Source organism: Aureibaculum koreense (assembly GCF_034296135.1).
Classification (GTDB): Bacteria; Bacteroidota; Bacteroidia; order Flavobacteriales; family Flavobacteriaceae; genus Aureibaculum.
Genome location: NZ_JAXKVV010000034.1, coordinates 1 through 24,694, shown reverse-complemented (window position 1 = coordinate 24,694; position 24,694 = coordinate 1). Strand labels below are relative to the sequence as shown.

20 protein-coding genes are annotated in these 24,694 nt (G+C 35.2%); 11 read left to right on the top strand and 9 right to left on the bottom strand.

The annotated features are described in order from the left end of the window. Window positions 1–722: 722 nt before the first annotated feature. From UMM65_RS17085 to UMM65_RS17055, 7 genes are all read left to right on the top strand, one after another. Entirely contained in the window at window positions 723–926 is a 204-nt protein-coding gene (locus tag UMM65_RS17085) for a hypothetical protein (RefSeq protein ID WP_321978322.1), read from the top strand. A 968-nt stretch (window positions 927–1,894) separates the two neighbouring features. Further along, window positions 1,895–2,977, top strand: coding sequence for a glycoside hydrolase 5 family protein (locus UMM65_RS17080; protein ID WP_321978321.1), 1,083 nt, complete (start codon window positions 1,895–1,897; stop codon window positions 2,975–2,977). Window positions 2,978–3,135: 158 nt separating this feature from the next. Next, on the top strand, window positions 3,136–4,497 hold the full coding sequence (locus tag UMM65_RS17075; protein ID WP_321978320.1) for an acyl-CoA dehydrogenase family protein: 1,362 nt from the start codon (window positions 3,136–3,138) through the stop codon (window positions 4,495–4,497). 196 nt (window positions 4,498–4,693) lie between these two features. Next, the gene (locus UMM65_RS17070) at window positions 4,694–4,978 is read left to right on the top strand and encodes a DUF2188 domain-containing protein (protein WP_321978319.1); all 285 of its coding nucleotides are present in this window, start codon (window positions 4,694–4,696) and stop codon (window positions 4,976–4,978) included. 32 nt (window positions 4,979–5,010) lie between these two features. After that, entirely contained in the window at window positions 5,011–6,495 is a 1,485-nt protein-coding gene (locus UMM65_RS17065; protein WP_321978318.1) for a sulfatase family protein, read from the top strand. A 443-nt stretch (window positions 6,496–6,938) separates the two neighbouring features. Beyond that, window positions 6,939–7,382, top strand: coding sequence for a hypothetical protein (locus UMM65_RS17060; protein WP_321978316.1), 444 nt, complete (start codon window positions 6,939–6,941; stop codon window positions 7,380–7,382). Between the two features lie 81 nt (window positions 7,383–7,463). Continuing rightward, on the top strand, window positions 7,464–8,111 hold the full coding sequence (locus tag UMM65_RS17055; protein WP_321978314.1) for a porin family protein: 648 nt from the start codon (window positions 7,464–7,466) through the stop codon (window positions 8,109–8,111). 393 nt (window positions 8,112–8,504) lie between these two features. Here the strand turns inward: UMM65_RS17055 and galK are convergent, their stop codons facing one another. Both galK and UMM65_RS17045 read right to left on the bottom strand, forming a co-directional pair. Beyond that, the gene (gene galK, locus UMM65_RS17050; RefSeq protein WP_321978312.1) at window positions 8,505–9,623 is read right to left on the bottom strand and encodes a galactokinase; all 1,119 of its coding nucleotides are present in this window, start codon (window positions 9,621–9,623) and stop codon (window positions 8,505–8,507) included. Between the two features lie 3 nt (window positions 9,624–9,626). Beyond that, a complete protein-coding gene (locus tag UMM65_RS17045) occupies window positions 9,627–10,625 on the bottom strand; it encodes a metal-dependent hydrolase (RefSeq protein ID WP_321978310.1) in 999 nt (332 codons plus the stop codon). A 288-nt stretch (window positions 10,626–10,913) separates the two neighbouring features. Here UMM65_RS17045 and UMM65_RS17040 point away from each other — a divergent pair, with 288 nt between their 5' ends. The 3 genes from UMM65_RS17040 to UMM65_RS17030 are packed head-to-tail and all read left to right on the top strand — an operon-like array spanning window position 10,914 to window position 14,683. Further along, window positions 10,914–11,561, top strand: coding sequence for a porin family protein (locus tag UMM65_RS17040; protein ID WP_321978307.1), 648 nt, complete (start codon window positions 10,914–10,916; stop codon window positions 11,559–11,561). Between the two features lie 18 nt (window positions 11,562–11,579). Further along, window positions 11,580–13,076 carry a DUF1800 domain-containing protein gene (locus UMM65_RS17035; RefSeq protein ID WP_321978305.1) on the top strand — a complete coding sequence of 499 codons (1,497 nt, stop codon included), beginning with the start codon at window positions 11,580–11,582 and terminating at the stop codon, window positions 13,074–13,076. Between the two features lie 5 nt (window positions 13,077–13,081). Continuing rightward, a complete protein-coding gene (locus tag UMM65_RS17030; RefSeq protein ID WP_321978303.1) occupies window positions 13,082–14,683 on the top strand; it encodes a DUF1501 domain-containing protein in 1,602 nt (533 codons plus the stop codon). 2 nt (window positions 14,684–14,685) lie between these two features. On the opposite strand, the gene UMM65_RS17025 is transcribed toward UMM65_RS17030, so the two are convergent. Continuing rightward, complete coding sequence (locus UMM65_RS17025) at window positions 14,686–16,935, bottom strand: tetratricopeptide repeat protein (protein ID WP_321978301.1); 2,250 nt, start codon at window positions 16,933–16,935, stop codon at window positions 14,686–14,688. Between the two features lie 110 nt (window positions 16,936–17,045). Here UMM65_RS17025 and UMM65_RS17020 point away from each other — a divergent pair, with 110 nt between their 5' ends. Beyond that, entirely contained in the window at window positions 17,046–18,029 is a 984-nt protein-coding gene (locus UMM65_RS17020; RefSeq protein ID WP_321978300.1) for an aldose epimerase family protein, read from the top strand. Here UMM65_RS17020 and UMM65_RS17015 read toward each other — a convergent pair. From UMM65_RS17015 to UMM65_RS16990, 6 genes are all read right to left on the bottom strand, one after another. Beyond that, window positions 18,026–20,083: a protein-disulfide reductase DsbD family protein gene (locus tag UMM65_RS17015; protein WP_321978299.1), complete on the bottom strand. Its 2,058-nt coding sequence runs from the start codon at window positions 20,081–20,083 to the stop codon at window positions 18,026–18,028. The genes UMM65_RS17020 and UMM65_RS17015 overlap by 4 nt on opposite strands. 61 nt (window positions 20,084–20,144) lie before the next feature. Beyond that, window positions 20,145–20,594 (bottom strand): protein-disulfide reductase DsbD domain-containing protein, encoded by a 450-nt coding sequence (locus tag UMM65_RS17010; RefSeq protein WP_321978298.1) that lies wholly within the window; start codon window positions 20,592–20,594, stop codon window positions 20,145–20,147. 157 nt (window positions 20,595–20,751) lie between these two features. Continuing rightward, window positions 20,752–21,474, bottom strand: coding sequence for a TlpA family protein disulfide reductase (locus tag UMM65_RS17005; protein ID WP_321978296.1), 723 nt, complete (start codon window positions 21,472–21,474; stop codon window positions 20,752–20,754). 36 nt (window positions 21,475–21,510) lie between these two features. Then, the gene (locus UMM65_RS17000) at window positions 21,511–21,963 is read right to left on the bottom strand and encodes a DUF4369 domain-containing protein (RefSeq protein ID WP_321978294.1); all 453 of its coding nucleotides are present in this window, start codon (window positions 21,961–21,963) and stop codon (window positions 21,511–21,513) included. 70 nt (window positions 21,964–22,033) lie between these two features. Beyond that, on the bottom strand, window positions 22,034–23,515 hold the full coding sequence (locus UMM65_RS16995; protein ID WP_321978292.1) for a RagB/SusD family nutrient uptake outer membrane protein: 1,482 nt from the start codon (window positions 23,513–23,515) through the stop codon (window positions 22,034–22,036). Window positions 23,516–23,535: 20 nt separating this feature from the next. Beyond that, the gene (locus tag UMM65_RS16990; RefSeq protein ID WP_321978290.1) at window positions 23,536–24,546 is read right to left on the bottom strand and encodes a SusC/RagA family TonB-linked outer membrane protein; all 1,011 of its coding nucleotides are present in this window, start codon (window positions 24,544–24,546) and stop codon (window positions 23,536–23,538) included. Between the last annotated feature and the right edge of the window lie 148 nt (window positions 24,547–24,694).

Genomic DNA, 24,694 nt, shown 5'->3' with positions numbered 1-24,694 from the left:
GCTACAAGATAAAATTACTGAGATGGTAAACCAACTAACTCCTGAACTTATAAAATCTATCACCAGTTATCAATTATACACTAAAACATTTTTTGAGTATTTTTAAATCAGAAATGGTATAATGTTTCGTATTCACCCATAGCTACTCTTACATCCAAACCCTTTAAGGTGTGCTAACGCACGATTTGTGGGTTGGGTGTAACCGCTATTTAATTGGGCTCGCCTGCATTTGCCAAAACCTACTGCATATACTGTTTTGTCACTTTTATTGCCATCCATAAAGCACATTGCCCTCAATACTTGATCGGGCAAAGAGCTTTTAAACCTCGAAATCTATGTTGGTATTTTATATAGTAGTCCCATAGGAAATAATAGATATGCCAACATAGATGACAAGGTTTACCTGGCGAGTAAAACACGTATTTTTATAAAGGCAGAAAAAGCCTTTCTAAAAATAAGCGTATTACGCAATAAAATCGCCAAAAAAGTCTATTTGTGGCACACAATTTTTAAATCTAAATCACTTTGTGTGTCGGTTTTGGCACTCGCCGGCGGCTTCGCCTTTATAGTGGTTCGCTTCGCTCAACCTGTTAACCTGTTCCATCCAGTAATAAACCATTAGGCAATTTACGCATCGCAATAGTAAAGCAAAGGGGTTTGCTACATACTATTGCTTCCTCGTTTCGGTCGCCTAAGCTTTATTAATAAAAAACTATGTCTAAATGGATTTTAAAAAAACAAATCCGGCAGTTATCAAAACAATGTTCTCACAAATGGATAAAAAAACATTTATCAAAAACATGCAATTATTAAAAGAAGAACTTTCAAATGTTGAGGTTACCTATAGAAATCGAAATTATAGATTGTCTTTATTGAATTTGTACAGATGGGGTGTTAATTTTTATTTGAATAAGTTTAAAAAATAATCAAAGCCTTTTTAAGAATTTAATAATTAGCAATACAAGTTCCTTAACTATCAAAATTGGCATTAAAAACAATTTCTCATATTGTTTCATTTTATGATCATAATGGTTGTTATAACGCCTATCTTTTTTCATCCTTTAATTTACAAAAAAGAACACGAAAAAAGTAAAATTTGCCTCCTAAATTCCTAATAAAGTTAGGTTGCATTTGCACTAAAAACAATAGGCAACATTATACTTATTTTGTTGCATTACCCTATATCCATATATATTTTATTAACACGTTAGATTTATAAATACTCATGAAAGAAATTAATTTTCGTCTACAGGGATTAAGTCAACAATTATACAGAGGTAAGTAAATCTGAAAATTTGACCAAATCCGTTAAGGGAAGTCCGAACTTGTTTTTTAACTGAACGAAAAAATAGTCAAATTTACAGTTAACCTATGATTCGAAAAGAGTTAGTGTTATTAATAAATCGACGGCAACTTTATCTTCAATTTCTTGCACATATTAAACCCATAACTTAATTTTACCAGCGAAATTAGAAACAAAGTTTGGTAAAATAAAAGATACCTATTCGGTTACCTGTTGATTTTGTTAATAACTATTTGGGTGAATACTAAAGCATTACAGAAAAAAGGATAGTTCCTCTTTCTCCGCAAAAGGAAACCCATAACGGATGTTGTGGGTTTTTTGTTTTCCAAAAACGTCGAAAGTTTACTTTCGTAAGTGATTGGAAAACAAAAAACAGACATGCAAAGCATGTTGTTGTTTTCATGTTTGCTCCGGGATTCCCTATTGGGTATCACGACCAGTGGGAGTAACACTTTTATTCACTACAGCGTTGGTAAAGGTGGCCTAAATTCAAATTCACTATATTTGTTACAACGGCTTAGCAATACAACTTGGCTTTATAGACAAACTAACCATATATTATAACAGTTTTAATCTTTAAAAACTAGCGTTATGAAATATACTAAGCTCCTTTATTTGTTTGTATCAATCGTTCTGGTTTCTTGTAGCAATAATGACGATACTCCTAAAACCCCAGAAACTTCAATTACCAAAATAAGCGTTGAAGGTAAAAAGTTTGTAGATGCAGAAGGGAAAACGTTTTTTCCTTGGGGATTTAATTACACAAACCAAGCAAATGGCGTTGGGTTATTGGAGGATAATTGGGCAAACGACAATGTTTGGAAAACCATTCAAGAAGACTTTTTAGAGATGAAAGCAATTGGAGCGAATATTATTCGTATTCATTTGCAATACCATCAATTTATGTTGGACGCAAACACGCCTAATCCCGACGCTTTAAACCGATTAAAAGCCTTAGTTGATTTTGCAGAAGTAAACAATATTTATTTAGATGTAACGGGCTTAGCCGCCTATAGAAAAAGTGACCAACCATCATTTTATAATAACCTAACTGATGAGGAACGTTGGAATACCCAAGCGTTGTTTTGGCAAAATGTTGCAGAAAAAATAGGAGGTAGCCCTGCCGTATTTGCCTATAACCTAATGAATGAACCCGTGGTTTCTGTAGGCTGTGATGGCACAGACAATTGCGAATGGTTGCCAGGCGATGGTTTTGGAGGTTATCATTTTGTTCAAAACATAACACGAACACCAAGAAATGAAGCTGCTCCAACTATGAAGGCATGGATGGCAACATTAACACAGGCTATTCGGGCAAAGGACAGTAAAACACCTATTACGATTGGGTTTTTATTTATTGGGAATTTCAACCAATTTGCAACGGATTTAGATTATCTAAGTACACACTTATATCCTAAATCTGGGGAAGTGGACAAAACCATTAATCAAGTGTTGAATAATCAAGGTAATGTACCCATTGTGATTGAAGAAACTTATAATTTAGCATGTAATGTCTCAGAATTACAGCAGTTTTTAGACGGTATTGATGGTAAGTATCAGGGTTTGATGGGGCATTATTTTGGTACGCCATTAAATCAGCTAGATGATACTAATATCAACGAAGCTATTCAAAAGAATTTCTTGGAATTTTTTATAAAAAATAATCCAAATTAACAGATAAGTTTTAATTCTTTCCAAAAACAGCATCTTATAAAATATCGGACTGGTCTGAATTATAAATTCTCTATGTGAAAAATTTATAATTATCTATCCAACAATCACATTCAAATACATTAAAAACTTAAATTTACAGGTAAATTAATATATAAGATATGGAACTTTTCAAAAAAATGAAGCAAATTACCCATCTGATGAAAAATATAGATTTTAATGAATTGGGTAAGATTTCAGAAAAAATAGATTTGCCAAAAATAATGAAATCTGTAGGTGAATTAGACGATGCACAATTGAAAGGTTTGACTAAAATGTTGACAGAAAAAGCAAAAAAAGGACAACATAAATTACCACCTATAGACGGTGATTTTTATGATTATGATTTAAAGCTCACACAAGAGCAACGCGAAATTCAAATGAAGGTTCGTAATTTTATGGAGACAGAAATAGAACCCATTGCCAATTATTACTGGAATAGGGCAGAATTTCCTATGGAAATCATTCCTAAATTGGCAAAACTGAATATTAGCGGAGTAGCCTATGAAGGTTATGGTTGCCCCGCATTACCATTTATTATGGAAGGTATTATTGCGGAGGAAATTGCCCGTGTAGATGTTTCTATTTCCACTTTTTTTGGCGTTCATAGTGGTCTCGCTATGGGGTCTATTTACCTCTGCGGCAGCGAGGAACAAAAACAAGAATGGTTGCCTAAAATGCAAAAAATGGAGGCCATTGGTGCGTTTGGATTAACAGAGCCGAATGTAGGCAGTGGCGTTGCGGGAGGTATGGAAACTACTTGTAAAAGGGTAGGGGATGAATGGATTTTAAACGGACAAAAAAAATGGATTGGCAATGCCACGTTTGCAGATGTAATTATTATCTGGGCTAAAGATGTAGATGACAATCAAGCCAAAGGTTTTTTAGTTCGAAAAGGTAATCCTGGTTATAAAGCAGAAAAAATTGAAGACAAAATGGCGTTGCGGACTGTACAAAATGCATTGATTACCATCACCGATTGTAAAATACCAGAAAGTGATCGTTTACAAAAAGCAAATTCGTTTAGAGATACTGCCAAGGTTTTACGGATGACAAGAGCTGGAGTGGCTTGGCAAGCATTGGGTTGTGCCAGAGGTGCTTACGAAAGTGCGTTGAAATATACTAAGAAGCGAGAGCAATTTGGAAAACCCATTGCAAAATTTCAGTTGATACAAAATCATTTGGTGGAAATGCTAGCCAATTTAACCGCCATGAAGGCCATGGTTTATCGCCTTTCTGAATTGCAAGATCAAGGGTTGTTGACGGATGAACATGCTTCACTCGCCAAAGTATTTTGTTCTATGCGTACAAGGGATGTGGTAAGCAGAGCTCGCGAAGTAATGGGCGGTAATGGTATTTTATTGGAATATGATGTGGCCCGTTTTGTGGCAGATGCTGAAGCCATTTATTCTTATGAAGGTACTAAAGAAATTAACACCTTAATTGTAGGAAGGGCAATTACGGGCTATAGTGCATTTGTTTAGTAGTATAATTCTAACCGCACAATAGTGATAAACAAGTTAAATTTACATCCACTACGAGAATAAATTGTTAAATAGGATTAATTTTAAGCTGTTTTAGTTTCCTTTTAAACACAAATACCCTGCAATCAGATGATTATTTATCTGATTACGTATTTTAAAAAAATACTATCTTAGGCACAGGAATAACAACAATATAATGCCTAATAAATCCAAATCCAGTTTCTGGCTAGACCTTATCACTCAATTTGTTGATCTTTTTTTAAAAAGTTCAAATAAAAGAAAAAGAACTTGGCACCAACATGTGGTTCCGTATGAAGACCGTTGGGTAGTACGTCGCGAAGGGAACAAACGCATCACTTCCAAACACAATTACCAAGATACCGCCATTAGAAAAGCCAAAAGCCTGGCCAAAAAATACAAAGCTGATGTCATTATCCATAGAGAAGACGGCACCATTAGAGACCGAATTAGCTACGATTAAAAAAGAACATGAATCCTAAAAGTAATTAAAAAATGAAAAAACTGACTACTTTAATATTACTAATTACATTTTTGTTCGTTAGCTGTAACCAAATTAAAGAAAAACAGAATACTGCAAAGTCTATACACACTACAAAGCCCAATGTAGTTATTATATTTATTGACGACGAAGGGTATGGCGATGTAGGTTGTTATGGTGCAACGGGTTTCCGAACCCCTAATATAGATCAGATGGCAAGCCAAGGTATGAAGTTCACGAATTTTTACTCCGCTCAACCCGTATGTAGTGCTTCACGTGCCGGTCTGTTAACAGGTTGCTACCCGAATAGAATTGGATTTTCAGGGGCTCTATTTCCACAAGATACCATTGGCATGAATACGGCAGAATTAACCATTGCCGAAATGTTTAAAGAACAAGGCTATGCCACCGCTTGTTTTGGGAAATGGCATTTAGGCTGGCAAAAAGAATTTCTTCCGTTGCAACATGGTTTCGATGAGTATGTGGGTTTACCCTATTCTAATGACATGTGGCCACATAGCAATGTTACAGGCGAAAGATGGCCATCCGATAAAGGAGGTGATTATCCCGATCTTCCTTTAATAGAAGGAAATGAAATTAAAGAAAACATTACGAGTCTAGAAGATCAGGATAAATTGACAACATTGTATACCGAAAAAGCGGTTGATTTTATTAACAGAAATGCGGATACGCCCTTCTTTTTATATGTACCGCACTCCATGGGGCATATTCCGCTCGGGGTATCTGATAAGTTTAGAGGTAAAAGTGAACAAGGCCTTTATGGTGATGTGATGATGGAAATAGATTGGTCAGTAGGAGAAATAAACAAGGCTTTAGAGAAAAATAATATCGCAAAAAATACCATTGTTATTTTTACTACAGACAATGGACCCTGGCTTAATTTTGGAAATCATGCTGGTTCGTCAGGGGGTTTACGTGAAGGAAAAACCACCAGTTGGGAAGGCGGACAACGGGTTCCTTTTATTATTCGTTGGCCAGATAATACGCCAAAAGGCATGGTTAACAATAAATTAGCCTGTGCTATTGACTTATTGCCCACCTTAGCCGCCATAACAAATGGTAAATTATATGATAACAAAATTGATGGTGTTGATATTACCTCACTTTTTAAGGGTGATGTTGAAGCCACCCCACGTGAAACCATTTTGTATTATCACGGCAAAAACAATCTAAATGGGGTACGAAAAGGAAATTGGAAGTTGGTGCTACCGCATACTTACAGATCATATAACACAAAACCCGGAAATGATGGTCACTATGGACAAAGAATAACAACTATTGTGGAGCAACCTGAACTCTATAATATGATGAGAGATCCTGGTGAACAGTACAATGTCATTGAATATTATCCTGAAAAGGTTTCCGAACTCATGGAAGTTGTAGAAAAAGCTAGACAGGAACTGGGGGATTTAAATATTGGAATTGCAAAAGGAAATGAAAATAGGGAAATTGGAAAAGTAGAAAAGTCAAGTATTTGAAATTGTACTATATTTCAGCCTACAATTATAAAGATACTGTTTTTAGAAAAGCCGGACAACTTTTGCTAAGCGTGACTGAATTTTTATAATATATTAATCCGTTGTGGATTAGGGTATTTTAAAAATGAACAACGTCACTTTGAGTGTTTTCTTTTGAGCGATAGCTCAGGAGAAAATGTATCGAGAAGCGATTAAAATAGGGTTAGTATTTTTTAATAGAGAATGTGTAGTTACACAAAGGTTCTCGATACTTTTTTTGTTCCATTATATTGCACAAAAAACACTCGAACTGACATTCTCTATTTTTCAAAGTGCCAAAACACACTACGGGCTAGGGCAATTTAAATTTACTCCAAAAAAAATATAAAATCCACCAAAAAGATTCTTATTTTTAGGCTTTAAACCAGTTCATAGTTAAAAAATAGTCAATCAAGCAAATTCAAATGAAACACGTTAAACTCCTTGCCTTCATATTATTCAGTATGATACTTTTCTTTTCTGCCTGTAAAGACAAGACAAAAACACTTCCCACAAAAACTACAACTCCTAAACCAGTTGCCATAGAGCCACCTCAAAATGCAAGTGGTGTATGGCATTATATCTGTAGCAAACGCTGTGCTGGCGGTTCCGGTGCTGCTGGTAATTGCACAAACTGTGGGTCTCCATTACTACATAATGCCCTTTATCATGGCAATGCGAATACCGCACCAACCGTTGCCCCAACATCTGGAGCTCCTTTTGCTAACCCTCCTGCTGCGGCACCTAGCCAAAATGCAGCTGGTGTATTTCATTATACCTGTAGTAACGGTTGTGCTGGTGGGTCTGGTACGGCAGGCAATTGTGCTACATGTGGTGGTGCCTTGGCACATAACCAAGCGTATCATTAGTAATTTGCAAACTGATGTTAATATTCACCGAAAAGACCACATTATAAGAGACCTAATTAATAGGATGATAAAATGAGCAATATGAAAAAATATATACTGACTGCCCTTACCATTAGTTTATTTATTAATACTACAAGCTTTTCTCAAAATGAAATGAGAATTGGAATCAATGCTGGAGCAAATTATTCAAAATTTAGAGGAAATGAATTGATTGATGAGACTAATGCCGATTTCGGATTTTTAGCGGGTGTCTCTTTAGAGTATTTTTTAAGTGAAAAATTCTCACTTAAAACGAATTTAAATTTTGAACGTAAATCCATTAAAAAGACAAGCAATAATATAGTTGATTTCGAAGGAATGCCAACTGGTGAGATAGAAATTAAAACCAATTATGATTATTTGGTTTTGCCTATGCTTGTCAAATACAAATTCAATGAAACTTCAGGATTCTATGTAAATGGCGGTCCCTTTTTAGGATATCTGTTAAGCAACAAGTCACGTGCCGAAGGATATGATGAAGATGATTTTACTTCATTGTCAAAAAAAATAGATGTTGGGGTATCTATAGGGTTAGGTGCAAAATTTCAACTTACGGGTAAAAATGAATTAGGTATAGAGTTAAGAAATAATTTGGGACTCATAAATACTAGTGATGTCGAAGTGTATAAAGATGGCTCTATAAAATCTAATTCACTAAACTTATTGCTAACTTGGGATTTTGAAATATAAAAAAGAGGATTTTTCCTCTTTTATTGTATAAATTAAAATGTTAAGTTTGTTTTTAGTCGTTAGACAAAATTAATATACTTTTAGCTCATTAGTCTTGACCTGATATTAATGACCAAAGAACACCAAGTTGAAGAAAATCTCTTGAACAAAACTTCAAAGCCAAATTTGAAACACTTAGCCGTGTTCGATTATCTGAAAGCGAATTTTTAGTGAGTAGGGTGCAGAAATGACCCCTCCGTCCTTAATGTTTACCACTAAACTATAATATGTCGGCTGAAAGCCTCCCCTTGACCATCTTCTCCCACCCGAATAGGTTATCGCTTCGCCTTTACCAAAACCATAGCTTACGCCTAAGGTAAAAAAGCGGCCACGTCGGCTATAATCATTCCTTTTTTATGCTGTTTTTGTGCCTACGCTCGGATTGGCTTCAAAAGGGGTTAGTTTAATGTTGAATTTATTAAAATATGCTTCCGAAACTTCTTCAGTAAAACTTTCTACAGCATCTTCGTGAATAATATTTATTGTACAACCTCCAAAGCCACCACCCATCATTCTGGCCCCAATAACGGTATCGTTATTTTTAGAAAAGCCAACTAAAAAATCCAACTCCGGACAACTAACTTCGTAGAGATGTTGCAGGCCTTCGTGGGTTTGGTACATATAATCACCTAATTTTGAAAGTTCTCTATTCTTTAAAGCTTTTACCGAATTTAATACACGATCTTTTTCTTCTACTACATACAAACACCTATTGTAAACAACAGACGGTATTTCAGGTTTAGACGATTCTAACATTTCTATAGAAACATCACGTAAAGAGTTTACCTGTGGAAATTTTTCTTTAATGATAGCCACACCTTGTTCACATTGGCTTCTACGAATGTTGTATTCGCCCGAAGCCAAGTTATGAGAAACATTGGTGTTTAATAACAATATTTTATAAGGTTCAATTTTTATGGGAATATATTCATAATCCAATGATTGACAGTCCAATAAAATAACATGGTCTTTTTTACTCATTACTGAGGCAAATTGATCCATTATACCACATTTTGTACCCACGTAATTATGTTCTGCACGTTGCGATAATTCCACCAAGGTTAATTTGTCTAAATTTAACTTAAACATTTCATTTAAGCCAAATGCCATACCACACTCTAATGCAGCTGATGAACTCACACCAGAACCAACGGGAATGTCACTAAAAAACTCACAATCAAAACCTTGTAATCCATCTGAAAGTTGTTGTATTTCATAAATAACTCCCAGAATATAATTCTGCCATTGCTGGTCACTTTTAGCTACAGCATCCAATTCAAAACTAAAAAGGGTATTAAAATTTTTACTGTGCATGTTGCAGGTGGTTTTACTGCCGTTCTTTTTAAATTTAAACTCAATTTTTTTGTCAATAGCGGTGGGCAATACAAAACCGTTATTATAATCGGTATGTTCACCTATAATGTTTATTCTACCCGGAGAATCTATTATTAAGTCCCAATTGTCTGTATTCATTTTTTAGTTGCCTTTAATACGATCCCAAAGTTCTGACAGTATTTCTTTACCATCCATAGCCCCTTTGGGTACTTCTACAAAGTTAACATTTCCGTCGGTATCTAAATCTATTCTATATTGAAACACAAAATTTTCAGCATCGGGTTTAAAACTTAACAACCCAAAGCGTAAATCGTTATAATATAAATTACCTTCCTTTTCGCTAATGGTAAACCAACCTTTGGAAATGCCAATCATTTCTTGTACTTTTTTATTGTTTTTTAATTCTCCCAACAATTCATGATTTTTAGGATAGGGCTGAAAGAAAATAGGTTTACTATCAAAAAAGGAGTAATGTCCGATTAAAAAATGATCTTTGGTATTCACATTGGCACTCCACAATACCGTATTTAATGCTGAAGGTCTAGTTTGCAATTCGGTATAATCTAGTTTTTGATTTTCAAGGGCATTTTCAAACTTATTATACGCGATACCTTTAAAAACGAAAGTGAGTAGGAGGTAAGCCGTACTGATAATTAACCCTATGTTGTTGTAAAATCGTCTTTTTTTAGAGGTTCGTTTTTGGAACATGGCAAGAATCAGAAAAACTAAAAAAGGCACAGTGTATGAGGGATCAATGACAAAAATAGTTTTAAATGCCAACCTAATATCCAATGGCCAAAATAATTGTGTACCCCAAGTGGTATGGGCATCTAATATGGGATGTGTAATAAATACCCAGAAAAACAACCAAGACCAATTTTTAACATTTTTATATTTCTCATAACGGGTAACCAACCAAGCCATAATGGGAGCAAAAACTACGGAAAAAACAATGGAATGTGTAAATCCCCTATGAAATTTTAACGCCGAAACGGTATCTAAAAATAAAGATGATATAATGTCCAAATCAGGTATTGTTCCAGCAATGGCACCATACAGCATGGCTTTGTTGCCAATCTTTTTACCCAAAACCGCTTCGCCAACGGCAGCACCCAAAACAATTTGTGTTAATGAATCCATTAATTATTATAAAGGTGGTAAAATTAAGCCTTATGGCATTGCCATCCTAAAAAATAATTTTAGTTGTTTTAAGGCTTGGTAAGCCTAGATTTTTTTTTGGTTTATCCTGAGCTTGACGAAGGGTTTTTTTATCAATGAAAAAAATGAACAACTTTCTCATTAGGAAACAATTAACGGTATTAACTATCACTAAATTTAAAACATTCTTACTTATACTAAAACTGATAATTCAACGTTCTTCTTTAGTAATCTCCCTCATTTATTGACTAACTAGACCTAAAATAAAATATGGGAGAACGATTTGCATGCTTACTTTTTAAAAGAATTTTTCCATTCTTATTATTAATATCTTCTATTTCCCATAGTCAATTTTATCACGGATTAGATGTTGGTATCAACACGACCAATGCAACATTTAATGTGGGCGAATCTGTGGAACCCAGCAGGGGAACAGGTTTTTTTGTAGGGTATATGTTCGAAAGAGAGCTTAATGACAGAATATTTGTAAGAACAGGCTTAACTTTTAATAGAAGGTCATTTAATGCTGTAAGCAGAAGGGGAATAAACACTTCAAAAGAAAAATGGGGAGTTGATGTTATTGAAGTTCCTCTTAATTTAGGATACTATCTCAATTTCAACAGAAGAAATTTTCAATTTTTTGTAGATGCGGGTTTTAATGTCGGTTTTAACAACAGGGCTATTACCAAAAATGATACTGAAACCGTTTTTTTAGATATTGGGGGTGATGCAGATGTAAAACGATTGAGTTTTGGAGCTAATGCTGCCGTTGGATTGCTGATTAAAAAGAGAGTGAAATTTAGAATTAATTATTATCACGGTCTAACTAATATAATGAATACAGATAACGATACATGGAAAAATAAGACTATAGGTATTTCTGTAAATTATTTTTTAAGGGAAAAAGAAGTGTATTAAATAACAAAAGGTAACCAAATGACAACAAATTACTTACAATCTTGTAATACCGCACCGCTAACTCCTTACGTGCCTAGTTCGCTAAATCCATGGGATGCCGCTAAGGTAAGGCACTTGCATAACCGCTTGGGTTTTGGTATTGCGTTTCCAGATATTGCCAATGCGTTGAGTAAAAGTCCGGGTGTTTACATTGATGAGATTATAGATGCGGCCATAAATTTAGCACCAACAGTATCACCACCTTGGGCAATACATGATCCAGTTGATTACCCTGCTAACGGGCTAACCTACAACGAAGAGCAAAATGATACTTACAAAGAAGAAACCCAATACACTTTTATAAAGGAATTATTGGATAATGGTGTTCGCGGAAGACTAACTTTTTTTTGGCATAATATTTTAGTAACCAGAATTAACGAATATAATTTTGCAGGTTATGCTTTTAGGTACTTTTTAGCATTACAGCGAAATAGCTTTGGAAATTTTAAGACCTTTATTAGTGAAATAGGTTTAGATGAAGCCATGTTAAAATTCTTAAATGGTTTTGACAGCGTAGTAGGCAGCCCTAATGAAAACTATGCCAGAGAGTTATATGAACTTTTTACATTAGGCGAAGGTAATGGATATACCGAAGAAGATATTGTAGAAACCTCTAGAGCCTTAACGGGATATAACGAATACGTTAATGGAGAAAATTCAAGAATACAATTTCTTATAGATAATTTTGATGCCGAACCAAAAACCATTTTCGGTCAAACGGGCAATTGGGGCTATGACGATGTTATAGATATTTTATTTACTCAAAAATCAGAATTAATAGCTCGTTATGTCTGTGAAAGGATGTACACAGCCTTTGTGAGTCCTGAGGTTGACGACAATGTTAGAACACTGATTATAAACCCATTAGCTACACAGTTTGTTGCAGGTAATTTTGAATTGGCTCCTGTGCTTAAGACTTTGTTTAAAAGTGCACACTTTTTTGACGAATATGCCAAAAATGTCATTATTAAAAGTCCATTAGACCTTATTGTGCAATTTATGACCACTACTGGATTTAATTTTGGTGATTACGACCTCAATAAAGCATCAATAAAAAATATGAGTTCATGGCTTTTTGACCAAAACATCTTAAATCCTCCTACAGTAGCTGGTTGGGACGGTGATAGGGATTGGTTAAATTCAGGAACCATCACTTTTAGAGCAGCCTATTTGTATGAAGATGTATTGCAATGGGCTTGGGATCAAGATCAAGAGCAATTTAGGCAATTTGCCATTGACATTTCTGGTAATAGTACTGATGCGGAAGTAGTAGCAACTGCCATTTTTGAAGCCTTAATGAATGAAATACCTTATACCCAAGACGATTTTGACAATGGTGTTGATGTATTTAAAAGTAGGGTGCCTTCTAATTATTTTGAACAAAATATATGGTCTTTGGGCTTTGAAGCAGCAACCCTTCAAGTACGTGACCTTATTGAATATATCGTATCCATTCCAGACTATCAAATTAAATAAAAACTATGTGTACAGATAAAATAAATCATACAACGTGTAATACCGAAGATCATAAAAAATGGAACAGACGTTCCTTTTTACAGACGTTAGGTCTTGGTGGGGCGGGAGCTACCTTAATGATTAATGGAATTCCTATGGCCTATGGGCAACCCACACCATTGACAAAAGCATTGGGTGAATCTAACTCTGATAGAGTATTGCTAATTATAAGGTTACAAGGTGGTAATGATGGTTTAAATACCATAGTACCTATTTACGATTATGATAGTTATGCCAATTACAGACCAAACATCAGACATGAAATGGCCGATATTTATAAATTATCACCAGAATTTGGTATCCCTAGTTATCTACAAGATTCATTGGAAGCTATTTGGCAAGGTGGTTGTATGAAGGTGGTTCATGGTACAGGGTACGAAAACATGAATTTATCACATTTTACGGGGACGGATAATTTTTCTAAGGGTACCGATGATGAATTGGTAGAAACTGGTGTTTATGGTAACTATTTTGAAAATCTATATCCCGATTACTTACTGAATTTACCAGAAGCTCCTCCAGCTTTACAAATAGGTGGTTTAGGCGACATGATTTTTAAAGGCACAGAAGACAATTATGCCTTTACCATTGCTAATACACGTCAATTGGAAAGAATTGCATCTGAAGGTAGTTTATATAATGTGGCGGATGTGCCAGATTGTACACGAGGTTCTCAATTAAAATATGTACGGGGAGTATTAAATACAACCTTAAAGTATTCGGGTGTAATTAAGGATGCGGCGGCTACGCAAACTAATACTGTTGAGTTTCCAGACTCAAATTTAGGTCGTGCCTTGTCAATTATATCTAAAACGGTAAAAGCGGGAATGGGCACCTGTGTGTATATGGTTAATCTTAACGGATTTGATACACATGCCAACCAACCAGATAGGCATCAAGAATTGTTGACAGATATTTCAGAATCTGTTCAGGCCTTTTATATGGACCTGGCTCCAAGCGGAAGGGATAGAGATGTACTTACAATGACCATGTCTGAATTTGGAAGGCGTGTACGCGAAAATGGTTCAAATGGAACCGATCATGGTACTGCTGCACCGATGCTGCTTTTTGGTCCGGCATTACAAGGTAATGGCTTTATTGGTGAGCACCCAAGCATGACAAGTTTAACTAGGGGAGGTAATCTTAATTATACGCAAGATTTTATAAATGTTTATGGCACGGTTATGCAAGAGTGGTTATGTATAGATCAAGGTACCATTAGCGATTCTTTACCTAGACCATATACGGCACTAGATCTTGGCTTTAACTGTAATAGTGAGGTAACCAATCACGATTATTTAATTAGGGAAAAGTTTGAACATACTGCGATTTATGATCAAAATCAGGTTTCGGTTCGCTTTAGTAACAACGAAGAAGGTAACTACAAAATATCACTTTATAACATCATCGGGCAACAAACGGGGATTTTATTTGATGGAAATTTAGAAGCGGGGCAACATGAAATTTCTATTTCTGAAAAATGGCCATCGTTGGCATCGGGTGTTTATATCTACAATATTAATAAAGACAACAAAAATTATAGTAAAAAGATAATTATCGGGGGGTAGTTTTACTGACTATTTGCATTCAGATTTCTTAATAAATTTTGATAATTAGCATTGTTTGGGTTGATTTGAATTAACCTGTTAACGATTTTCAAAGCTTTTTGTTCCTCTTTTTGATTCATATATTGAAACGCCAATGCATATAATAAATCTTCATTGTTTGGATAGCGTTTGATACCTTCTAACAACGTTTTTTCTGCTGCTTCTAGATTATTTGTTTTGTTGTACATCAGACTCAAATTGTAAATAATCCTCACATTATCTGGCAGTAATTTATATGCCTTTTCCATTTCGACAATGGCGTCATCTACTCGATTTAATTCTGCTAGCAACAACCCTAAAGAGTAATATGTAAGTCCGAAATCTGGTTCTTGTTTAATGACTTCCCTGAACGCTTTTTCAGCTTTTTCGGTTTCCCCTAAATTATAATAAATATTGGCCAAATTACTTCTAACAATATTGTTTTGTGAATCAATTTCCAATGCTTTTTCATATGCTGATTTTGCCTTTTGTAAATCACCCTTTTTTTGGTAATAAGTAGCTTTTTTGGCTTGTCCACCACTAAAATCAGCATTAATTTTCAAGTAGCTCTCAAACTCTTTGGCTACTTTTTGATAGGCATCTTTGTAATTATCTGGAATATTTGCTTCCGGTACATCACCCAGTGCAAAAAAAGCTTTCACTCTAACCGTTCTTTTGGCATCTTTTAAAAGTGGCAATAAATAGGTCAAAAAATCATTGGCATTAGATTGGCTCAACACATCAACTGCTGCCCCACGAACCAAAGGCGATTGGTCATTTAAAAATGCCATAAATTCTTGAATCCGTTCTTGTAAATTGTAATTTTGTAAAGCGACAACAGCTGAAGCCCGTGCAATATCTGATTGTTTTTTATTCTGAACCAACTCAAACAATCCTTGATGAGCGTTGGGTTCACCAGCTATGCCTGGAGCGAGGTAATCTGAAAAATGGATACTGTCGGGTTCGCCGTACAGTTTTTTAAATCCTTCCCAAGCCCATTCATTAGTTTTATCGGTATGGCACTGCACACAAGCATTGGGCGTATCGTACTTTATACTTTGATCTGGTCTGGGTATTCTAAAACTATGGTCTCGTCTATAATCAATGCCCATATAGGTTTTACCAGTCATGTGACAATTGATACATTGTGATGCTTCTAAATTTAGCCCGTGCTTATGATGAGCGTCAACATCATATTTTTGGGGCTCATGACACTGCATACAGAGCTTGTTGCCATCAAATTTTAATTTTAAAGAATGTGAATTATGGCAATCTTTACAAGAAACACCATTGTGGTACATTTTACTTTGTATAAAAGAACCATACACATAATCCTCATCTAAAATTTGACCATCTGCGTGATAAATGGGTGACTCAATAAGTTGCGGAAAATAATGGTCCAGCAAAGTGCCTTCATAATTGAAATTCTCTGAAAATTGTTCACGACGCATATGGCATCTGGCACATTGATTTACTAATTGTTGTGAAGATAAATTCGCTGTCATTTGCAAACTACTATTTTTTGAAGAGTATTCAGTGCCTAAATCCTTAACCTTTGCCACATGCTCTTTTCCTGGGCCGTGACAAGCCTCACAACTTACATTAATGATGGAATATTCCGTATTATAACTTTTTGTGTTTTCATTATAATTTTCACGAACATTGGTAGAGTGGCAATCAGCACACATATTGTTCCAGTTCAATCCTCCCCTGGACCAATGTAACCATTCAGAATGGACAACCTTGAAGTCAGGATATAAATCAAACCATTTCTCTTTTTCCACATCCCAAGCCGTTCGTAAGGCTTGGTATCTTCCATCAGGGAATTGAACCAAATATTGCTGTAAAGGTTTTACACCAAAAGTATATACTATCTTATAGTCGTGGTAACCACCATCTGGTCCTTCGGTGTTTACATAAAAAGCACTGTCTTTTGTAAAAAAACGGGAGGTGATACCTTGACTTTTAAAAGTTTCGCCATCAAATTTAGCTAAAACGGTTTCTCTAGTAGCGAGTTCCATGGCTTTATCATGGTCAGAACCTTTCCAATCTTTAAACTCTTCTTTATGGCATTCCATACAAGATTCGCTTCCTAAGAAATGATCGTCAGGAATTACGTTGGTGGATAAAAATTCTTTTTCTCCTGTATGTATGCTCTTATAATCATTTTTTTTATCTCCGCAAGAACTCAGCATAGTTAAGATTAATAAAAAAGATATAAGTAATTTACGCATAGCCTATAAATAATTGGAGCGATAAAACTATTGGAAAAAAATTGAAATAAAAAGCAAAGATGATGTTTTAATTAAGTTTATCTTTGATAGTCAAAAATAAATACTTTAAAATGGCCGAGCGACCACAAGTAATAAGCATAAAAAATAACAACGGATTAGAAGCTCAAATTTCAAATTTAGGAGCAACTTTAATGAGTTTGATGGTGCCTGATAAAGATAAAAAACCAGTGAATGTGGTAGTCGGTTTTGACAAGCCGAAAGATTATTTTGCTAAAGAATATTTGGATGATTACAATTATTTAGGGGCATCTATTGGGAGATGGGCAGGAAGAATTTCTGGTGGAAGTTTTAAAATAAATGATCAGGTTTATAATCTTTACAATGAGGGCGGAGTGCATTTACATGGAGGGAAAGAGGGGTTTGATAAAAAATACTGGAATATTGATAAGGTTAAAGAATTTTCAGTAACCCTATCATATTTCAGCAAACATTTGGAAGAAGGTTATCCCGGGAATTTACTGGTTTCTGTTACTTATGAACTTACGGAAAATAATGAATTAAAGATTATTTACAAAGCCACCACTGATAAAATTACACCCGTAAATTTAACCAACCATGCTTATTTTAATTTGGAAGGATGCGGTTCTGTTTTAAACCACGAATTAGAGCTGAAAAGCGATAAATTTATTGAGTTAGATGAACAATTATTAGTTACTGGAAAATTATTAAATACCAAAGACACACCTTATGATTTTAAATCAAAATCTAAAATAGGTAAAAGTGATTTTAATGGCATGGACGATATTTTTGTGCTTGATACTAATGATGATACCTATAAGGTTTCCTTATCATCCACTAAAACGGGCATTGAAATGAAAGTATTTACCAACCAGCCCGCATTGGTAATTTATACACCAGTTCAGTTGCCTGACATGAAGTTTAAAAACAACGCAAAATATTCAAAATATTCATCTATTTGTTTTGAAGCTGAAGCTTATCCAGATGCGGTTAATCAACCCAATTTTCCATCGGCTTTATTGAACCCAGATGAAACGTATCGTAATGAAACGGTTTTTGAATTTAATATTTCTTAATCTTTTTTAAATTTTCCAATACCATCTTCCAACCATTTTAGGTATTCGTCGGCATTGGGAGTATAGCCCACAGGGTCGTTTAGGTTTTCTTCATTGTGGTCTATTAATACATAGAACGGCTGTGTATTGGCTTTATATCGAATAGTTTGGAATTCACTCCATTTTTGACCAATATACTTTAACTGTTTTCCCGGTCTTAATTTTGATTCCACTTCCTCACCTTCAGGTAAAGGACGTTTATCGTCAACATATAAAGAAATCAATACGACTTCATTTTTAAGTTTATTTAAAATTTCAGGTTTAGGCCACACATTTTGTTCCATTTTTCTGCAATTTACACAAGCCCAACCTGTGAAGTCCAACATAACAGGTTTGTTCACTTCTTTTGCATACGCTAAACCTATTTCAAAATCGTGAAAGACAATAATGTTGTGTGGTGGCAACATATGGGCACCATCGGGTAAACCAGGAATAAAACAGTCTTCATCGGTATGGTCATGATCATGGTCATGACCTCCACCATTTTGATGATTTTGCACTGTTACTCCCATTCCAGAATTTCCAACACCATATGGCGATTCACTATAATGTTGAGGAGGTGGGAAGGCAGATATTAAATTTAAAGGTGCTCCCCATAATCCAGGAATCATATAAATGGTAAAAGCCAAAGTTAACAATCCTAAACTCAATCTACCTACGGAGATATGGGTTAGAGGCGAATCATGAGGTAATTTTATTTTTCCGAATAAATACAACGCCATAGTACCAAATATGGCAATCCATATGGCTAAAAACACTTCGCGTTCTAGCCAATGTAGTTGTAATACTAAATCCGCTTGCGATAAGAATTTAAACGCCAATGCCAATTCCAAAAATCCTAAAACCACTTTAACGGTATTTAACCAACCACCCGATTTTGGTAGAGAATTCAGCCACCCCGGAAAGGCTGCAAAAAGAGCAAAGGGCAGGGCAATGGCCAAAGAAAAGCCCAACATTCCAATTACTGGGGCAAGTCCTCCTTTTGAAGCCGCTTCTACCAATAATGTGCCTACTATTGGGCCTGTACATGAAAAAGAAACGATAGCTAACGCTAGTGCCATAAAAAAGATGCCGATCATTCCACCTCTGTCAGCTTGGTTGTCTATTTTTGTTCCCCAAGAACTTGGTAGTGTAATTTCAAAAGCTCCTAAAAAGGAAACCGCAAAAATTACCAGTAATAAAAAGAAAATAAGATTAAACCAAACGTTTGTTGCTAATGCATTAAGTGCCGATGGACCAAAAATCCAAGTAACCAAGAGTCCTAAAACAACATAAATAACAATAATAGAAATTCCGTAAACAATAGCATTTCTAATTCCTGCGGCTCTGGTTTTACTTTGTTTAGTAAAAAAACTGACCGTCATAGGAATCATTGGAAATACACAAGGGGTCAATAAAGCGGCAAAGCCAGATAAAAACGCTATAAAAAAGATAGTCCACAATCCTTTTTGAGATTCTTCTTTTGAAGTTTTTGTGGTTGTACCAGTAGTCGTTCCATTTTCTATTTTGTCAATTTCAGAGTCGGCTGTTGCATCAACTTTACCTGTGTTACTTGTAGCACCGTTATTAAGATTAAAAACTAAATCTTTTATGGTAGGTGGCGTACATTGTGTATCGTTACAAGCCATATATTCGACCTCGCCTTTAACAAGAGAAGGTTCTTTATTTAATATTCTGATGCGTTGTTTGAACTCTGCTTTATTATCAAAATATTTAATTTTCATATCAAAATATGGGTCATCTTCAGTATGTCCATCATCTTCAGAAGTATTGCCTATCAATTCAAAATCGTCATTGGTATAAAATGTAATTGTTGTTGATATAGGGCCATCTTCAGGTACATCTTGCGAATACAAATGCCAACCCGGTTCAATAGTAGCAGTTGCTACTAAAGTATATTCTGTATCAGAGCTTTTTTCAACCGAAGTTTCCCACTTTACAGGATCTAATATTTGTGAATGTATTGAAAATGAAGTAATTACGAGTAAGAGTAGGGCTGCTAAGTATTTTGACATTTATGGACTATTTTTTTAACTAAGACGTAAGTTGAGTTGATTACTATCAAAAAAACAAATTTTAATTCAAACTAAATTCTAAATCAACGGTTGTAGGTGGCAAACATCGGGTATCATCACATACCATGAACTCTACTTCACCAATAATTTTATCTATAGGCTTTAAAATTTTAACCCGTTGTTTAAAAGTAGCTTTATTTTCAAAATACTTAATCTCCATATCAAAAACAGGATCTTGCACGGTATGGCCTTCCTCTTCTTTAGTATTGCCCTTTTTGGCATAACTTTCGTCGCTTTTAAAAGTAAAGGTGGTGGGAATTGGTCCATCTTCCGGTACGGTTTGCGAATACAAGTGCCAACCTGAATCAATAGTAGCCGTAGTTATCAATTCATAGTCGCTATCTGATATTTTCTTAACCGAAGTTGACCATTTTATGGGATCAACAATTTGGGCTTGAATTACTGAAGATGTTAAGGAAACTACTAAAAAAAGTATATATAATTTTTTCATATTGTGGTAATATTTAATACTTAAACGCAAAAATAAGGATTTACCCTTTGTATTGGGGTGTTAAAGTTGGGTTAAAGTTAAGAATTTAATAAAATCACCTCAGCTACACATGTGCCGAGGTGATTTTAAAACTAATTCAAATAAATATTTTATCTCTCTATTTTTCAAAGATCTCAGCCAAATCGCGATCTAGATCTTCATCGGTACCACCACCTCCACCATAACGTCCAACAATCATTCCTTCAGGGTTAATCAATATTTTAGTAGGTAGTGTATGAATATTATAGCCTTCACTGATATCTTTATCAATATTTATACGTTCATGAGTGCCTTCTTTATATTCCAGTCCTCTTAAAACATGACGCCAAATTCCAATATTATCTTTTTTAATAGCTTTTCTCCAAGCATCCGGATTACGGTCATCATCCGAAACGCCCAATATTTCTAGTCCTTTAGGATTGTATTTTTTATATAAACTAATAAGGTGCGGATTTCCCTTTCTACATGGCACGCACCATGACGCCCAAAAATCAATCAATAAATAATTTCCTTTAAAGTCAGCTAATTTTATGGGGTTACCATTAATATCAGTAGCATTGAAATCCCCTGCCATGGCACCGGGCACACCCTTTTTCAATTTTTCAATTTCTTCTGACAATTTTTTTGCCCATTTAGTATCGCTATATTTTGAATCGAAATTGTCATAAAATGCTTTGGCCTCATTATATTGCATATCACCAAGAAGGAACAATAAATTGTACATGCTTATGTAAGATTTCGGATTTTCTTTTATAAACTTTATAGTTGCTTCTCGTTGTTCGTTCCACATGGGTTCTAGTTTGTTTCTTGCATCATTATCCTCATATTTAATAACTTCCAATTCTTCTTCACTTGCTCCTGAAGCGGCAGCATCTCTTTATTTTTTTGATATTTCCTCAAAAGCATCTAGTTCTTTTTTGTAGTTGTCAGAAATTTGATTTTGTACTGCCGCTAAGCGATAATAATCATCTTGCGTTTTAGAGCCCGTGATTTTAGATTTAGAAAAATCAGAGTAAATGAGTTCTAAATCCATTATTTCAGGTTCAACAAAGAGTGACAAATAGGTTTCTTTATCCGATCCATTTCCATTGCTCTCCTTAAGAAGTGCAATTTGTTCGACAGGTTCCTCTAATTTATTTTCAATTGTAAACCTTCCGTTTTCAACTTTAATGGTATCCATATCAGGATATTTGCTTAAATAAATTTCCCCATTTTCCAATCCGGTAACGCTACCATTAATTCTGTAATGATTAGCTTCTAACGGTTTTTCCTTTTGTTCACAATTAAGAAAAAGTAGTGCCGCTATTGGCAATATTTTAATTATTTTCATTGCTTTGTTATATTTTTAGTTTATTAAAGGCCAGAAATAAACCTGACATCATTTATGTTTTCCAAGAGCTTTAGTATCCTGGATTTTGAGCAACAACATTACCTCCAGCCTCAATGGTTGAGGCCTCGATTGGCAGTATATATTTACTAGGGTCTGTAGCTGATGCTTTAACAGTTGTAACATCAAAACCATCAACAAAATGATAACGAACTAAATCAAACCATTCTTCACCCATTTCAGCTCCTAGCTCTACATATTTTTCTATACGTACGGCTTCTAAAAATTGGGGTAAAGTAATTGTTTCGGGATAGGTTACAAAGCCGTCTCCTCCTGTATTTGTTGCTCCTGCTCTGATACGTACAGCATTTAAGGCCTCAAGTGCTTCGGTAGTTACACTGTTAGTGGACCTTGCTTGTGCTTCAGCAAAAATTAAATAAATTTCTGACATGCGTAAATGGTATAACATTTCGTACTGGTCAGCAGCATCACTAGTTTTATATTTATAAGTATCAAGCCCGAGAGGGAATCCTGCATCAAAAATAGTTGAAGCTATCCTTGTGCCATCATGAATAATTTCTTGGTTCCCAATCGTAGTTGTTTCGGAGGCAAAATCAACATAAGAAGGATTTACTGAAGCTCCTGTATAGTTTCCAATTCCCAAGCCTGCCTGTGGCTCTCCTTTTGATCCAAATAAAATTTCAGAACTATTGAATAAGTCTGGGGTAGTGTGATCTAGAAAAATGCTACCGTAAGTTGTTGCCAAATCGAAGTCACTATCAGGGTTGTCAATAACTTCTTTGGCTAACGTTGCTGCCTCAGCATAAGCTCCTTTATACAATAGGACTTTTGCTTTTAGCCCTTTAGCATAGGTTTTATTGGTAAAATATTTAGCTCTTAAATCTGGAGCAGATGCTATGGCTTCATCCAAATCAGCAATAATAGCATCATACACTTCTGCAACTGTATTTCTTGGAAAAGCTTCTGCTGATCTTGCAGGTTCTGTTCTTAGTGTAATACCAAATTGGGAGTCTAAATCGTAAAACTGCCCCCAAATGCGTAATAAATAAAAATTGGCTGTAGCCCTTAATGCTTTTGTTTCTGCAATAATTTCCGCTTTTCTTCCAGAAGTCGGAAAATTATCATCAGCAAGAGGCGTCACTTTTTCTATCAACCAATTTGCTCTGTTAACAATATCGTACATGCGTGTGTAAGCCCCGAGATTTGTCCTTGCCCCTGAAGAGATAGGGATATTACTAGCGTATCCTTGGAATTCTGTTCCGTTGTTAAAAATAACGTTATTAACAAATGTACCACTCATAATAGATGGAATAAAGTAAAGTTGAGGATTTCCTAAACCACCACTACGTTGGCGAAATCCTGAGTACACACCTGCCAATGCCAGTTCCGCAGTAGCTTCATTGGTTATAGCCTTATCAGCATCCAACGCATATAGGGGTTCGAAATCATCTAAATCTTGTGCCAGTTCACATGAAAATAAACCGACCAAACTAAGTATGATTAAAATGGAATTTATATATTTTATGGTTTTCATAATAATGATTTTTTTAGTATTCATAAACTTAGATTAAATCCCAGAGTGAAGGTTCTTGCTTGTGGGTAAGCGAATCCCCCATCTCTTGTTAAAGCTACAGTACTACCACCATTCTGAATATCTACGCTCTCTGGGTCTATACCTGGATAATTGGTTATGACAAATAGATTATTGCCCGATAAGGAGATTCTCAGATTGTCAATGCCAGATTTATTGAGCCATTTTTTTGGTAGGTTGTAGCCTAATGAAGCTGATCTTAATTTAATATAGGAGCCATCTTCCACATTTTTGCTTGTTGCTGGAAATGTACCGTGCGTGGCAGAGCCTATTCTTGCGTAAGTGGCATCTGTATTGTCAGGTGTCCAGGTATTAAAAACAGCAGTAGTTACGTTTTTATTTGGATCTACAAAAGCAAATTCATTTGCACCACGTGCCCATTCTTTTTTATTGCCTTGTACAAAATTAAAATTTAATGCAAAATCAAAGTTCTTATAGGTAAGTGTGTTGTTCCATCCCCCAAAATAATCGGGGTTAATGTCTCCCAATGGCCCTCTATCAGCATTTGTTATTTCACCATCGCCATCAATATCCCTATAGATATAATCTCCAGGTTGTGTCAGTCCAGAAAAATAATTTCCATCTGGTGCCGCTGCATTAAGGGCATCAATTTCGGCTTGTGTTAGGGCAATGGTTACTACATCGTACCCAACAATAACACCTATGGGCTGGCCTTCTATAATTCCAGCACTTCCAAAGTCAGTGGTAGCTCCGCCGTTTAAAGCGTCAACGTTATTGTCAACAAAAGAAATATTAAATGTAGAATTCCATCTAAAATCTTTACTCCTTATCAGATCTCCTCCAATAGTGATTTCCCAACCCTTATTGGTAACGTCCGCAATATTGCTATTCCAAGATGAAAACCCAGTTTGTGCCGGTATTGGTATAAGCAGGATAATATCACTTGTTTTCTTTTCGAAATAAACAACTTCACCAAACAAGCGATTATTGAACAGACCGAACTCTACGCCCAAGTCCAATTGATCGGTTTTTTCCCATCTAATACCATTTCTCTTGTTAATTTACTCAATTATTTGTAAATTGCCTTATGGCAAAACAAATAGACTTACACATTAAAGAGAGTGAATCAGAACTAAAGGCTCTTATGAATGCTCAAAGCAA

Bases quoted from the DNA above. Each gene is read 5' to 3' on its own strand.
- UMM65_RS17030 (WP_321978303.1), top strand. From the start codon at position 13,082: ATGTGTACAGATAAAATAAATCATACAACGTGTAATACCGAAGATCAT.
- UMM65_RS17060 (WP_321978316.1), top strand. From the start codon at position 6,939: ATGAAACACGTTAAACTCCTTGCCTTCATATTATTCAGTATGATACTT.
- UMM65_RS17075 (WP_321978320.1), top strand. From the start codon at position 3,136: ATGGAACTTTTCAAAAAAATGAAGCAAATTACCCATCTGATGAAAAAT.
- UMM65_RS17055 (WP_321978314.1), top strand. From the start codon at position 7,464: ATGAAAAAATATATACTGACTGCCCTTACCATTAGTTTATTTATTAAT.
- UMM65_RS16995 (WP_321978292.1), bottom strand. From the start codon at position 23,515: ATGAAAACCATAAAATATATAAATTCCATTTTAATCATACTTAGTTTG.
- UMM65_RS17070 (WP_321978319.1), top strand. From the start codon at position 4,694: ATGCCTAATAAATCCAAATCCAGTTTCTGGCTAGACCTTATCACTCAA.
- UMM65_RS17000 (WP_321978294.1), bottom strand. From the start codon at position 21,963: ATGAAAATAATTAAAATATTGCCAATAGCGGCACTACTTTTTCTTAAT.
- UMM65_RS17080 (WP_321978321.1), top strand. From the start codon at position 1,895: ATGAAATATACTAAGCTCCTTTATTTGTTTGTATCAATCGTTCTGGTT.
- UMM65_RS17010 (WP_321978298.1), bottom strand. From the start codon at position 20,594: ATGAAAAAATTATATATACTTTTTTTAGTAGTTTCCTTAACATCTTCA.
- UMM65_RS17035 (WP_321978305.1), top strand. From the start codon at position 11,580: ATGACAACAAATTACTTACAATCTTGTAATACCGCACCGCTAACTCCT.
- UMM65_RS17085 (WP_321978322.1), top strand. From the start codon at position 723: ATGGATTTTAAAAAAACAAATCCGGCAGTTATCAAAACAATGTTCTCA.
- UMM65_RS17020 (WP_321978300.1), top strand. From the start codon at position 17,046: ATGGCCGAGCGACCACAAGTAATAAGCATAAAAAATAACAACGGATTA.
- UMM65_RS17025 (WP_321978301.1), bottom strand. From the start codon at position 16,935: ATGCGTAAATTACTTATATCTTTTTTATTAATCTTAACTATGCTGAGT.
- galK (WP_321978312.1), bottom strand. From the start codon at position 9,623: ATGAATACAGACAATTGGGACTTAATAATAGATTCTCCGGGTAGAATA.
- UMM65_RS17065 (WP_321978318.1), top strand. From the start codon at position 5,011: ATGAAAAAACTGACTACTTTAATATTACTAATTACATTTTTGTTCGTT.
- UMM65_RS17045 (WP_321978310.1), bottom strand. From the start codon at position 10,625: ATGGATTCATTAACACAAATTGTTTTGGGTGCTGCCGTTGGCGAAGCG.
- UMM65_RS17015 (WP_321978299.1), bottom strand. From the start codon at position 20,083: ATGTCAAAATACTTAGCAGCCCTACTCTTACTCGTAATTACTTCATTT.
- UMM65_RS17040 (WP_321978307.1), top strand. From the start codon at position 10,914: ATGGGAGAACGATTTGCATGCTTACTTTTTAAAAGAATTTTTCCATTC.